General features: G+C 67.4%; 10 protein-coding genes and 1 pseudogene. 8 read left to right on the forward strand and 3 right to left on the reverse strand.

Annotation, left to right across the window (positions count from 1 at the left end):
* The first annotated feature begins 60 nt into the window (after window positions 1–60).
* From rpoA to dsbD, 4 genes are all read left to right on the forward strand, one after another.
* Window positions 61–1,041: a DNA-directed RNA polymerase subunit alpha gene (gene rpoA / locus CF68_RS09495; protein ID WP_010812374.1), complete on the forward strand. Its 981-nt coding sequence runs from the start codon at window positions 61–63 to the stop codon at window positions 1,039–1,041.
* A 135-nt stretch (window positions 1,042–1,176) separates the two neighbouring features.
* Window positions 1,177–1,572, forward strand: a complete 396-nt coding sequence (gene rplQ / locus CF68_RS09500) for a 50S ribosomal protein L17 (RefSeq protein ID WP_010812373.1) — start codon at window positions 1,177–1,179, stop codon at window positions 1,570–1,572.
* Between the two features lie 120 nt (window positions 1,573–1,692).
* A complete protein-coding gene (cutA, locus tag CF68_RS09505) occupies window positions 1,693–2,076 on the forward strand; it encodes a divalent-cation tolerance protein CutA (RefSeq protein ID WP_035817814.1) in 384 nt (127 codons plus the stop codon).
* 72 nt (window positions 2,077–2,148) lie between these two features.
* Window positions 2,149–4,047, forward strand: coding sequence for a protein-disulfide reductase DsbD (dsbD, locus tag CF68_RS09510; protein WP_035817817.1), 1,899 nt, complete (start codon window positions 2,149–2,151; stop codon window positions 4,045–4,047).
* 24 nt (window positions 4,048–4,071) lie between these two features.
* Here the strand turns inward: dsbD and CF68_RS09515 are convergent, their stop codons facing one another.
* The 3 genes from CF68_RS09515 to yihA form a co-directional block, all read right to left on the reverse strand.
* Entirely contained in the window at window positions 4,072–5,286 is a 1,215-nt protein-coding gene (locus CF68_RS09515; RefSeq protein WP_035817822.1) for a magnesium transporter CorA family protein, read from the reverse strand.
* Between the two features lie 22 nt (window positions 5,287–5,308).
* Window positions 5,309–6,301 (reverse strand): porphobilinogen synthase, encoded by a 993-nt coding sequence (hemB, locus tag CF68_RS09520; RefSeq protein WP_010812369.1) that lies wholly within the window; start codon window positions 6,299–6,301, stop codon window positions 5,309–5,311.
* Between the two features lie 278 nt (window positions 6,302–6,579).
* Window positions 6,580–7,281, reverse strand: coding sequence for a ribosome biogenesis GTP-binding protein YihA/YsxC (yihA, locus tag CF68_RS09525; protein WP_035817824.1), 702 nt, complete (start codon window positions 7,279–7,281; stop codon window positions 6,580–6,582).
* Between the two features lie 500 nt (window positions 7,282–7,781).
* Here yihA and CF68_RS09530 point away from each other — a divergent pair, with 500 nt between their 5' ends.
* From CF68_RS09530 to CF68_RS09545, 4 genes and pseudogenes are all read left to right on the forward strand, one after another.
* The gene (locus CF68_RS09530) at window positions 7,782–8,441 is read left to right on the forward strand and encodes a c-type cytochrome (protein ID WP_010812367.1); all 660 of its coding nucleotides are present in this window, start codon (window positions 7,782–7,784) and stop codon (window positions 8,439–8,441) included.
* Window positions 8,442–8,628: 187 nt separating this feature from the next.
* Window positions 8,629–10,846 (forward strand): annotated as a pseudogene (locus CF68_RS09535) (cytochrome c biogenesis protein ResB).
* 49 nt (window positions 10,847–10,895) lie between these two features.
* Complete coding sequence (gene ccsB, locus CF68_RS09540) at window positions 10,896–12,062, forward strand: c-type cytochrome biogenesis protein CcsB (RefSeq protein WP_152548479.1); 1,167 nt, start codon at window positions 10,896–10,898, stop codon at window positions 12,060–12,062.
* Between the two features lie 149 nt (window positions 12,063–12,211).
* Complete coding sequence (locus CF68_RS09545) at window positions 12,212–12,652, forward strand: lipoprotein (RefSeq protein ID WP_035817846.1); 441 nt, start codon at window positions 12,212–12,214, stop codon at window positions 12,650–12,652.
* The last annotated feature ends 82 nt before the right edge of the window (window positions 12,653–12,734 follow it).

Here is a 12,734-nt window from a genome sequence, read left to right on the forward strand (position 1 = left end):
AGGTTCCAAACGTCAGCCTTATCGGTGTAACGAGCCGAGGGTATTGAAAAGGACAACCTAATGCAAACAGCACTCCTCAAGCCAAAAATCATCGCCGTCGAGCCTCTGGGCGACCATCACGCCAAAGTCGTGATGGAGCCGTTCGAGCGCGGCTACGGCCATACGCTCGGTAACGCCCTGCGTCGCGTGCTGCTGTCGTCGATGGTCGGTTATGCACCGACCGAAGTCACGATCGCTGGGGTGGTCCACGAGTATTCCACCATCGATGGCGTGCAGGAAGACGTCGTCAACCTGCTGCTCAATCTGAAGGGCGTGGTGTTCAAGCTGCACAACCGCGACGAAGTCACGGTGTCGCTGCGCAAGGATGGCGAAGGCGTGGTCACGGCTGCCGATATCGAGCTGCCGCACGACGTCGAGATCATCAACCCGAACCACGTCATTGCCCATCTGTCGGCCGGCGGCAAGCTGGACATGCAGATCAAGGTCGAGCAAGGCCGCGGCTATGTGCCGGGCAACGTGCGCAAGTTCGGCGACGAGTCGGGCAAGGTCATCGGCCGCATCGTGCTGGACGCTTCGTTCTCGCCGGTGCGCCGCGTCTCGTACGCGGTTGAATCCGCTCGCGTGGAACAGCGTACCGACCTGGACAAGCTGGTGATGAACATCGAGACCGACGGCGTGATCTCGCCCGAGGAAGCGATCCGCCAGTCGGCCCGCATCCTGGTCGACCAGCTGTCCGTGTTCGCCGCGCTGGAAGGCACCGAGTCGGCAGCCGAGGCTGCATCGAGCCGCACGCCGCAGATCGATCCGATCCTGCTGCGCCCGGTCGACGACCTGGAGCTGACGGTGCGTTCGGCCAACTGCCTGAAGGCCGAAAACATCTACTACATCGGCGACCTGATCCAGCGTACCGAGAACGAACTGCTTAAGACCCCGAACCTGGGTCGCAAGTCGCTCAACGAGATCAAGGAAGTCCTCGCCTCGCGTGGCCTGACCCTCGGCATGAAGCTCGAGAACTGGCCGCCCGCAGGTCTGGAGAAGTAATTGTGGCGCGGGGCACTGGTCCCGCACCGCGGTAACCGCCCTGGCTTCGGCCGGGGCTCGTATGACTACCGGCCCGCGTCCAGCCGCATCGGACGATAGAAGAGCTGGTCAAACACTTAACTGAAAGGAATCATCATGCGTCACCGTCATGGTCTGCGGAAACTGAACCGCACCTCGTCGCACCGTCTCGCGATGCTGCGCAACATGTCCAACTCGCTGTTCCAGCACGAGCTGATCAAGACCACCGTGCCCAAGGCCAAGGAACTGCGCAAGGTTGTCGAGCCGCTGATCACGCTGGCCAAGAAGGACACCGTTGCCAACCGCCGCCTGGCTTTCGCCCGCCTGCGCGACCGCGACATGGTCACCAAGCTCTTCACCGAACTGGGCCCGCGCTACGCCACCCGTCCGGGCGGCTACACCCGCATCCTGAAGTTCGGCTTCCGTCAGGGCGACAACGCGCCGATGGCGCTGGTCGAACTGGTGGATCGTCCGGAAATCACCGAAGCCCCGGCCGAAGAAGCCGCGGAATAAGGTAGTTTCCCGCCCGCCGCCGCGGCGACGGGTTCGGGCACAGCGCTTACAATCGAGCCAGGCTTCTGCCTGGCTCGATTGTTTTTGGGCCGCCGCCGTGCCTGCCGCAAGGAGATGTCGATGCAAAGCCATGCCAGCCAGCCGGATGCCGGCGCCCCGGGCGATTCGGCCGAGGTGATCGTCGTGATCACCAATACCCCCGATGCCGAGACCGCGGCGCACCTGTCGCAGCTAGTGCTGCAGGCGCGTGCCGCCGCCTGCGTGAACCGCCTGGCGCCGGTCGAGTCCGAGTACTGGTGGCAGGGCAAGCTGGAGCGCGCGCAGGAGTGGCCGCTGCTGATCAAGACCACGCGTGCACGCTACGCTGCGCTGGAGGCCGTGATCCGGCAACATCACCCCTACGACGTGCCGGAACTCATAGCGTGGCCGGTGACGGCTGGTTACGCGCCGTACCTGGCCTGGGTCCGCAGCGAGACCGAGACCGCCTCGGCGCCGGCAAAGTAGGGGCAACGGCACCCACAGCGCAGTAGTGGGTACGCCGGCACTCCCAGTTCAAGACAGACAGGAAACAGCGACATGAACATTGGTTTGGCACTTCCGGAGCGCGCGCGCGGGCAGGTCTGGGCGCGGCATATTGCCGCAGCGCTGCTGGCGGCATTGGCCTGGGTGTGCCTGGCGGGCGGCGCGCATGCCGCCACCGAAGACGACTTCCTGCCGCCGGAGCAGGCCTTCCGCTTTGCCGCGCGCCAGCTTGACGACAAGACTGTCGAGGTGCGCTTCGAGGTCGCCCCCGGCTACTACATGTACCGCGAGCGCTTCGCCTTTGCCGCGCAACCCGCCGACGTGAAGCTGGGAACGCCGGCGTATCCGCACGGCAAGGTCAAGTTCGACGAGACCTTCGGCAAGGAGATGGAGACCTACCGCGACAGCGTGGTCATCCGCGTGCCGGTGGACGCGGCGCCGGCCGACGGCAAGTGGTCGCTGACGGTCACCTCGCAGGGCTGCGCCGACAAGGGCCTGTGCTATCCGCCGATGGAGAGCGCGTACAAGGTCGGCGGCAGCGGGCTGGCCGACCTGTTCGGCAAGCGCGGGCGCTCGGACGCGCCGGCGGCCGTGCCTGCTCCGGCGCCAGCCGCCCCCGCGGTGCTGCGCGCCGACGACAGCGACCGCATCGCCGGCGCGCTGGCGAGCCGCAACCTGGCCCTGATCGCCGCGCTGTTCTTCGGCCTGGGCCTGCTGCTGACTTTCACCCCCTGCGTGCTGCCGATGGTGCCGATCCTGTCCTCGATCGTGGTGGGCGAGCACGTTACGCGCGGCCGTGCGCTGGTGGTGTCGCTGGCCTACGTGCTGGGCATGGCGGTGGTGTACACCGCGGTCGGCGTGGCTGCCGGGCTGCTGGGCGAGGGCCTGTCGGCCGCGCTGCAGACACCGTGGGTGCTGGGCCTGTTCGCGGCGCTGATGGTGGCGCTGGCGCTGTCGATGTTCGGACTGTACGAGCTGCAACTGCCGCAGCGCTGGCAGACCCGCCTGACCGAATCGTCGAACCGCCGCCAGGGCGGCCAGCTGGCGGGTGCGGCGGCGATGGGCGCGATCTCGGCGCTGATCGTCGGGCCTTGCGTCACCGCGCCGCTGGCCGGGGCGCTGGCCTATATCGCGCAATCCCGCGATGCCGTGATCGGCGGCGCGGCGCTGTTCGCCATGGCGCTCGGCATGGGTGTGCCGCTGGTGCTGGTGGGCGTGGGCGCGGGCAACCTGCTGCCGCGGGCCGGGCGCTGGATGGAGGTCACCAAGCGCTTCTTCGGCTTCCTGCTGCTGGGCGTGGCGCTGTGGATGCTGGGGCCGGTGCTGCCGGCCTGGGCCTCGATGCTGGCGCTGGCGGCGCTGCTGCTGGTGGCGGCGGTGTTCCTGGGCGCCTTTGACGGCCTGGGCCCGGATCCGCGCAACCTGGCGCGGGTGGGCAAGGGCGTGGGCGTGCTGTTTGCGATTGCCGCGGCGATCGTGCTGATCGGCGTGGCCTCGGGCGGGCGCGATCCGCTACAGCCGCTGTCGCACCTGAGCGTGGCACGCGGTGGCGCAGACGCCGCTGCCGGTGCGCAGGCGGTGCGCTTCGAGCGCGTGCGCAGCGTGGCCGAGCTCGATGCCCGCGTGGCGCAGGCCGCGGCCGCAGGCAAGCCGGTGCTGCTGGATTTCTACGCCGACTGGTGCGTCAGCTGCAAGGAAATGGAGCGCATGACCTTCGTCGATCCGCGCGTGCGCGCGCGGCTGTCGGAGATCGTGCTGCTGCAGGCGGACGTGACCGCCAACAATGCCGATGACAAGGCGCTGCTCAAGCGCTTCGGCCTGTTCGGGCCGCCCGGCATCATCCTGTTCGGGGCCGACGGGCGCGAGCGCCCGGTGCGCGTGATCGGCTACCAGTCGGCCAACCGCTTCCTGGAAAGCCTGGAGCGGGCCTTCGGCACGCGTACCAGCACCTGAGGCGTACCTGGCGCTGCGCGGCGGTTACCGTTCCAGCCGCCGTCCCAGCGCCCACAGCGCGGCCAGCCCCAGCGCCACGGCGCCCATCAGGCCGATCGACCACCAGAACCCGTGCGGCTCGCGCAGCCAGGGCATGCGGTCGAAGTTCATGCCGAAGACGCCGGTGATCAGCGTCAGCGGCATGAACAGCGCCGTGATCAGCGTCAGCGCGCGCATGGTGCGGTTGGTCCGGTGCGCCACCGCCGAGAAGTGGATCTGCACCGCCGACTCGATCGAATCCTCCAGCCGGCGCGCGTGCGCCAGCACGCGCTGGATATGCTCCATCACGTCGTTGATGCGCACCAGCAGGACCTCGTCGCGCCCCGGCGCGTTGGACGGGCCGCCGGGCTGGTCGCTGCTGTAGCGGTTGTCAAGCAGGCTGTCGCGGAATTCCTGCAGCGCGTCGCGTTGCTCTTCGCTCAGGTGCTCCAGCTTGCGCAGCTGGATGCGGGCATCCAGCAGTCCCTCCCAGCTTGAGAAGCTGCGGCGCGAATTGAGCAGCGCGCGCTGCCAGCGGTCGAGCTGGCGCGTCAGCGGCGCGCGCAGTTCCAGGTAGCGGTCGACCATCGCATTGAGCAGGCGCAGCATCAGGTCCTCGGGCCGGCTGGGCGGGCGCACGCCGTGCAGCAGCGCCTGGCCGTTGCCGCGCACCGGCGTGGCCTGCGGGCGCGGCGCCTGGCACAGTTCCAGCAGGCGCTGGCGTACCTGGTCGACCGTGCGGGATTGCCCCGAGCGCACCGTGACCAGCACCGTGTCGAACATGAAGAACGTGACCGGCTGTGTGTCGATCCTGGCCAGTGCCGGCAGGAAGCCGGGCGGATAGCGCTTCTGGCGGGCGGCGGACTCGGCAGCGGACGGCTTCGCCGTGCCTGCCGCAGGGTCCTGCGGCTCGGCCTCGGCGATGGCGCGGCTGGTCTCGAAGGTCAGCTTGCGGAAGATCACCATGTCGTACGCATTGGTCGTATCGAAATACGATGGATGCGCGGCATTGGTGGCGTCGGTCAGGTGCAGGTCCAGGATCGGCGCGCCGGCAAGCTGGCGCACGCTCTCGCGCCAGGCATCCGGCGCGGCGGTGACTTCCTCGGTGGAAAAGTCCGCCCAGACGAAGAGCGCGGCGGCATTGCCGTTGAGGAAGTTGCCCGCCTCGGTGAGCGAGGCGAGCGGGTGTACCTGGCTGGCCGAGAAGCCTAGCAGTTCCATAGGCGCTCTGTCGGTTGGCCGCTCAGGCCGTCAGCAGCCGCGCGGCGTCGCGCGCGAAATAGGTCAGGATGCCGTCGGCGCCGGCGCGGCGGAAGGCCAGCAGCGATTCCATCATCACCTTGTCGTGGTCCAGCCAGCCGTTCTGCGCGGCGGCCTTGAGCATCGCGTATTCGCCGCTGACCTGGTAGACGTAGGTGGGGAAGCGGAACTCGTCCTTCACGCGGCGCACGATGTCCAGGTACGGCATGCCGGGCTTGACCATCACCATGTCGGCGCCTTCCAGGATGTCCTGCGCCACTTCGCGCAGGGCCTCGTCGGTATTGGCCGGGTCCATCTGGTAGGTCATCTTGTTGCCCTTGCCCAGGTTGGCGGCCGAGCCCACCGCGTCGCGGAAGGGGCCGTAGAACGCCGACGCATACTTGGCCGAGTACGCCATGATGCGCGTATGGATGTGGCCGTTGTCTTCCAGCGCCGTGCGCACCGCGCCGATGCGGCCATCCATCATGTCGGACGGGGCCACGATGTCGACACCGGCTTCGGCCTGTGCCAGTGCCTGGCGCACCAGGATCTCGACGGTCACATCGTTGATGACGTAGCCGTTGTCGTCCAGCACGCCGTCCTGACCGTGGCTGGTGTACGGGTCGAGCGCCACGTCGCAGAGCACGCCGAGCTCGGGGAAGCGGTCCTTGAGCGCGCGCACGGCACGCGGCACCAGGCCCTCGGGGTTGGTGGCCTCGATGCCGTCCGGCGTCTTCAAAGACGGGTCGATCACCGGGAACAGCGCGATCACGGGGATGCCCAGCTTGACGCAATCTTCGGCCACCGGCATCAGCAGGTCGACCGACACGCGCTCGACGCCCGGCATCGACGCCACCGCCTGGCGCTGGTTCTGGCCGTCGAGGATGAAGACGGGGTAGATCAGGTTGTCCGGCGACAGGCGATGCTCGCGCATCATGCGGCGGGAGAAATCATCGCGGCGCATGCGGCGCGGGCGGTATTCGGGGAAGGTGGACATGGCGGGCGTCTTGACTGTAGAGCTGGACAGGAAAGCGGGCCGGCAAGCACGGCGCGCGCGGCAAAGCGCGCTTCAAAGCGGCTGGCCGAAGAAAAACTAAACTTTTGAGCGTGCCCGCTATCATACTCGCGGACACTTTGCGTTGCGCCCTGCGTGGCGCGGTGTCCCCCGCTACTCCTCCCTGAGCGGGTACCCGCCCCTGCGGCGGGGAAGGTTGTCCCCGTTGCNNTGTCCCCGTTGCTTGCAGCGGGGCTTTTTTTTGCGTGCTGACCTGGTGATTACACCGCGGGATCGGCAGCAGGCGGCTCGCTCTTCTCCGCCGCGGACTTGGCTTCGGCCTTCTGCGCTTCCGGCAGGTTGAGCCAGCCGGCGATCACGCCCTGCGCCTCTTCGATGCCGCGGCGCTTCAGGCTGGAGAAGAGCTGTGCCGTCATCGGCACCGGTGTTTCCATCTGCTCGGCGTAGCCCTGCAGCATCTTGCGGGTCTCGCGCAGCGCCTTGGCGTTGTCGCTGTTGGTGAGCTTGTCGGCCTTGGTCAGCAGCACGTGGATGGGGCGCCCCGTCGGCAGGAACCACTCCACCATCTGGCAATCGAGATCCGTGAACGGACGGCGCGCGTCCATCATCAGGATCAGGCCGGACAGTTGCTGGCGCGTCTGCACATAGTCGCTCAGCAGCCCCTGCCAGTGGTACTTGGCCGTGCCCGAGACCTCGGCATAGCCGTATCCGGGCAGGTCGACCAGGAAGGCGAGCGGGTCGGGCGCCTTGACCGGCGCCACCGAAAAATAGTTGATGTGCTGCGTGCGCCCGGGCGTGCGCGACGAGAACGCCAGCCGCTTCTGGTTGCACAGGATGTTGATGGCCGTGGACTTGCCGGCGTTGGAGCGGCCGGCGAACGCCACCTCCGGCACGGCCGTGGCGGGCAGGTCGCGCAGGTGGTTCACGGTGATGAAGAAGCGGGCCTGGTGAAGAAGGGACATGCGCTAGAGCGGTGGGGCGGTCCGCGGAGGCTGTGCGCATTGCGCATGCCGGGGCCGGGGGCTCGCCAGGGTGGGATGGCTGGCGGCCTGGGCCGCCCGCCGGGGTTGACCTGGCGCAGCCCGAAAGGGGCATGACAAGGCGCAAGGCATCAATCCGGCACATAACTTATTGTACAATACGCCGGTTAACGGTCTCCTGAACGGGTGACGCGTGGCATCCATGGCCGCGTGCCTCGGCTGCCGTCGTCCGGGCGGGAAGCCTAGTGTGTCGTTCCATCGTGGGCAGGGCCCTTGCCCCGCATTGCGCGTTGCACCGGAGGGTGCGGCGGCGGCGGGAGCGGGCTGGCGGGGTCTGCCGCCACGGCCAGCGCTTTGCGGATCGGTCAGCCGCGCGCGGGTCGCCACGATACCAGCCTTTGCACCGGCGCGTCCTCACCGCCGGCAAAGCGCCGGGCCGGCACGCATCACGGTATCCAAAACAATTCAGAGAAGGTGTGCGAATGAACCGCATTGCGAAGATTCTGGGTGTCCTGGCTTTGGCCGTTCCTGCCGCCGCCCTTTCCGGAATGGCATCTGCCGCAGAGCAGGCCGCCGCAAAGGCTGACCCGGCCAAGGGTGAAACGCTGTACACGCAAGGTGCCCCCGACCGCAATGTGCCCGCCTGCCTGAGCTGCCACGGCGCCGCCGGCAACAGCGCCGCCGCCGCCAACCCGAAGCTGGCCGCCCAGCATCCCGAGTACGTCCACAAGCAGCTGGCCGACTTCAAGTCCAAGGCACGCAACAACGCGATCATGGTGCCGATGGCGTCGGTGCTGACCGACGAGGAAATGCGCAACGTCGGCGCCTACCTGGCCAAGCAGTCGCTCAAGCCGGCCACCGCCAAGAACAAGGACACCATCGAAGCCGGCCAGAAGATCTACCGCGGCGGCATTGCAGCCAAGGGCGTGCCCGCCTGCGCCGCCTGCCACGGTCCCACTGCCGCCGGCATCCCCGCACAGTACCCGCGCATCGGCGGCCAGTGGGCGGACTATACCGAGGCACAACTGGTGGCATTCCGCCAGGGCACCCGCAAGAACAACCCGGTCATGACGACCATCGCCGCCAAGATGTCGGATGCCGAGATCAAGGCGGTGGCGGATTACGTCGCCGGCGTTCGATAACGATTCCGCGACTCCGCTGGCGCCCGCCAGGCGCCGGCGCGTTGGTTTGGCGGCCCCCGTTCCGGCGGGTGTGCCGCGGCATGCAACCGAACGCGCCTGTCACAATCGAAAAGGGTGGCCTGCTTGCCAAAGCATGTCCGCCCTTTTTTCATTTCAAAGCCGCACGTTGTTTTAGGTTTCCCTGCACATGTCGACCGCTTCCACTTCAGGGCTGCACCTGAAGACCTCTCACCGCGTGCTGCGCGACGCGGTCGAATTGTTGTCCTCGATGCGCTTCGCGATCGCGCTGCTGACGGTGATCTCCATCGCCAGCGTGATCGGCACCGTGCTCAAGCAGAACGAGCCGTATCCCAACTACGTCAACCAGTTCGGGCCGTTCTGGGCCGATGTGTTCCACACGCTGTCGCTGCAGAAGGTCTACGGTTCCTGGTGGTTCCTGCTGATCCTGGCGTTCCTGGTGGTGTCGACCAGCCTCTGCCTGGTGCGCAACGCGCCCAAGATGGTGGCGGACATGCGTTCATGGAAGGACCATGTGCGCGAGCGCAGCCTGCGCGCCTTCCATCACCGCGGCGAATTCGACGGCGCGCGCCCGCGCACCGAGGCGGTGAGCCGCCTGTCGGCGCTGCTGCGCAACCGCGGCTACCGCCTCAAGGCGGGCNCTCAAGGCGGTCGAGCATGACGGCGCCACGCTGCTGGCAGCCAAGGCCGGTGCGGCCAACAAGGCCGGCTATATCCTGGCGCACACCGCCATCGTGGTGATCTGCATTGGCGGCCTGCTGGACGGCGACCTGCTGATCCGCGCGCAGATGTGGCTGGGCGGCAAGACCCCGATCAGCGGCAACGCGGTCATCAGCGAGATCCCGCCGCAGCACCGGCTGGGGGGGGGGGGGGGGGGGGGNGCGAGCAACCCGGGCTTTCGCGGCAACGCCTACGTGCCCGAGGGCTCGACCGTGTCCACCGCTATCCTGAACATCTCGGACGGCGCGCTGGTGCAGGACCTGCCGTTCGCGATCACGTTGAAGAAGTTCAAGGTCGATTTCTACGAGACCGGCATGCCCAAGCTGTTTGCCTCGGATGTGATCGTGACCGACCGCGCCACCGGCAAGCAGACCGAGGCCACCATCAAGGTGAACGAGCCGCTGATCGTCGACGGCATCGCCATCTACCAGTCCAGCTTCGAGGACGGCGGCTCGCGCCTGAAGTTCGTCGGCTACCCGATGCAGGGCAGCGGCCACGCCAGCTTCACCATCGACGGTGCGGTGGGCGGCAACAAGCCGCTGGCGGGCACCGGCACCAGCGCCGACAGCGATGGCCTGACGGTCGAGTTCAGCGACTTCCGGCTGATGAATATCGAGAACGTCACCGATGCCTCGGGCAAGCCCGACGCGCGCGGCGTGGCGCGCAAGTCCTTCAACGAGACCCTGGAAAAGCACCTGGGCGCCGCCGCCAGCACCGACCGCGCCAAGACGCTGCGCAACGTCGGCCCGTCGGTGCAGTACAAGCTGCGCGACCGCACCGGCCAGGCGCGCGAGTACAACAACTACATGGTGCCGGTGCAGATGGACGGCCAGTCGGTGTTCCTGGCCGGCATGCGCGAATCGCCCAGCGAGCAATTCCGCTATCTGCGCATCCCCGCCGACGACCAGGGCAGCGTGGCCGACTGGATGCGCCTGCGCGCCGCGCTGCAGGACCGCACGCTGCGCGGCGAGGCCGCGCGCCGCTTCGCGCTGGCGTCGATGCCGGGCGATGACAAGGCCGACCTGCGCCGCCAGCTGGCGGAAAGCTCGCTGCGTGCACTCGACCTGTTCGCCGGCGCCACGCGGCCCACGCCGGATTCGCCCCCGGGCGGCTTCACCGCGATCGCAGCCTTTCTGGAGAAGTCCGTGCCCCCGGCCGAGCAGCAGAAGGCCGCCGACGTGCTCCTCAAGATCCTGAACGGCTCGATGTGGGAGCTGTGGCAGCTGGCGCGCGCCCAGGACAAGCTGCCGGTGGTGGCCAACAGCGCCCAGAGTGGCACCTTCCTGCAGCAGGCCATCAACGCGCTGTCGGACAGTTTCTTCTACGGCGCGCCGGTGTTCCTGCAGCTCGACGACTTCAAGGAGATCAAGGCCAGCGTGTTCCAGCTGACCCGTGCGCCGGGCAAGAACATCGTGTATCTTGGCTGTCTGCTGCTGGTGCTGGGCGTGTTCGCGATGTTCTATATCCGCGAGCGCCGGGTCTGGATCTGGGTGAAAGACAAGCCCGCCGAGGGCGACACCGAGCCTGGCAGCCATGTGCTGATGGCGATGTCGACCCAGCGCCGCACGATGGATTTCGAAAAGGAATTCACGGCGCTGCGCGACGATGTCGGCCGCGCCGCAGGGGGCCGCAGCGATGCGCCCGGGCCCGCCGGCACTCCCCACTGAATTGAGCAGGTACGCTATGTCCTCAAATGTGAACCAGGCCGGTCCCGCCATGCGCGGCACCACGCGCGCCGACACCGGCGCTGACGAGGCCTATCTCGAACCTTCCTTCCTGCGCCGCCTGACCTGGGTGGACTGGCTCTTTGCGCTGGCGCTGGCGGTTGGCGCCGGCGTGGCGCTGTCGCAATACGGGCAGTGGATGGACGGCTACGACAAGGCCGTGCTGATCGGCGCCGTGCCTACCTTCGCGCTGCTCGGCTGGCACTGGAAGGCGGTGCGCCCGCTGATGCTGGCGCTCACCGCGCTGTCGCTGTTCGCGATCCAGCTCTACCAGGGGCAGCTGGCGCGCGCGGACCAGGCCTTCTTCCTGAAGTATTTCCTGTCGAGCCAGTCGGCCATCCTGTGGATGAGCGCACTGGTGTTCCTGTCCACGCTGTTCTACTGGCTCGGGCTGGCGACGCGCTCGAACACGGGCTACAGCATCGGCAGCAAGCTGTGCTGGGGCGCGGTGGTGCTGGGTTTCACCGGCCTGCTGGTGCGCTGGTACGAGTCCTACCTGATCGGCACGGACATCGGCCATATCCCCATTTCCAACCTGTATGAAGTGTTCGTGCTGTTCACGCTGATCACTTCGCTGTTCTACCTGTACTACGAAGGCCGCTACGCCACGCGCGCGCTGGGCCCGTTCGTGATGCTGGTGGTGTCGGCCGCGGTGGGCTTCCTGCTGTGGTACACGGTCAGCCGCAATGCGCAGGAAATCCAGCCGCTGGTGCCGGCGCTGCAAAGCTGGTGGATGAAGATCCACGTGCCGGCCAACTTTATCGGCTACGGCACTTTTGCGCTGGCGGCGATGGTCTCGGTGGCCTACCTGCTCAAGCAGCGCGGCATCCTGGCCGAACGCCTGCCATCGCTGGAGCTGCTTGATGACGTGATGTACAAGGCCATTGCGGTCGGCTTTGCCTTCTTCACCATTGCCACCATCCTGGGCGCGCTGTGGGCGGCCGAGGCCTGGGGCGGCTACTGGAGCTGGGACCCGAAGGAAACCTGGGCGCTGATCGTCTGGCTGAACTACGCGGCGTGGCTGCACATGCGGCTGATGAAGGGCCTGCGCGGCACGGTGGCGGCCTGGTGGGCGCTGGTCGGCCTGCTGGTGACGACCTTCGCGTTCCTCGGTGTCAACATGTTCCTGTCGGGCCTGCACAGCTACGGTGAACTCTGACCCTGCACCATGGTGCGATGCAAAAACCTGCCTTCGGGCAGGTTTTTTTTCGACTTTTTTCCGGTGTGACGGAATAAATGCGCCGCATCCGGTGTTTACTTGTGGAACGGTGCCGGCTGGCGGCACCGGTTTGCATGGAGAACAAGATCATGGCACGTGTGCGTCTTACCACTGCAGCATCCCTCGTTCGACCCGCCGCGCTCGCGCTCGGCTGTGCGGCTGTCCTGCTCGCCGGTTGTTCCGGCATGGGCCTGGGCGGTGGCGGCACCGCCGGCAACATGCCGCCCACGGTGAAGGTGACCAGTGGCGTGCTGACCGATCCGCAGGGCCTGACGCTGTACACCTTCGACCGCGACACCGCCGGCAGCGGCAAGAGCGCCTGCAACGGCCCGTGCGCCACCAACTGGCCGCCGCTGATGGCCGCGCCTGGCAGCAATGCGTCGGGCCAGTACACCATCATCACGCGCGATGACGGCGGCAAGCAGTGGGCGTACCGCGGCATGCCGCTGTACCGCTTTGCCAAGGACGCCAAGCCGGGCGACCGCACCGGCGACAACCTCAACAACGTCTGGCATATCGCCAAGCCCTGACGGCAAGGCGAGCGCTGCGGCAGCCACGCCATGGAAGGGTTTGACGGCCAGCTCGTCGCGCTGGCGCCGCGGCTGCGGCGCC

Source organism: Cupriavidus sp. SK-4 (assembly GCF_000611125.1).
Lineage (GTDB): Bacteria > Pseudomonadota > Gammaproteobacteria > Burkholderiales > Burkholderiaceae > Cupriavidus > Cupriavidus necator.

Coding starts and splice junctions, on each gene's coding strand:
- rpoA (WP_010812374.1), top strand. CDS start 61: ATGCAAACAGCACTCCTCAAGCCAAAAATCATCGCCGTCGAGCCTCTG.
- rplQ (WP_010812373.1), top strand. CDS start 1,177: ATGCGTCACCGTCATGGTCTGCGGAAACTGAACCGCACCTCGTCGCAC.
- cutA (WP_035817814.1), top strand. CDS start 1,693: ATGCAAAGCCATGCCAGCCAGCCGGATGCCGGCGCCCCGGGCGATTCG.
- dsbD (WP_035817817.1), top strand. CDS start 2,149: ATGAACATTGGTTTGGCACTTCCGGAGCGCGCGCGCGGGCAGGTCTGG.
- CF68_RS09515 (WP_035817822.1), bottom strand. CDS start 5,286: ATGGAACTGCTAGGCTTCTCGGCCAGCCAGGTACACCCGCTCGCCTCG.
- hemB (WP_010812369.1), bottom strand. CDS start 6,301: ATGTCCACCTTCCCCGAATACCGCCCGCGCCGCATGCGCCGCGATGAT.
- yihA (WP_035817824.1), bottom strand. CDS start 7,281: ATGTCCCTTCTTCACCAGGCCCGCTTCTTCATCACCGTGAACCACCTG.
- CF68_RS09530 (WP_010812367.1), top strand. CDS start 7,782: ATGAACCGCATTGCGAAGATTCTGGGTGTCCTGGCTTTGGCCGTTCCT.
- ccsB (WP_152548479.1), top strand. CDS start 10,896: ATGCGCGGCACCACGCGCGCCGACACCGGCGCTGACGAGGCCTATCTC.
- CF68_RS09545 (WP_035817846.1), top strand. CDS start 12,212: ATGGCACGTGTGCGTCTTACCACTGCAGCATCCCTCGTTCGACCCGCC.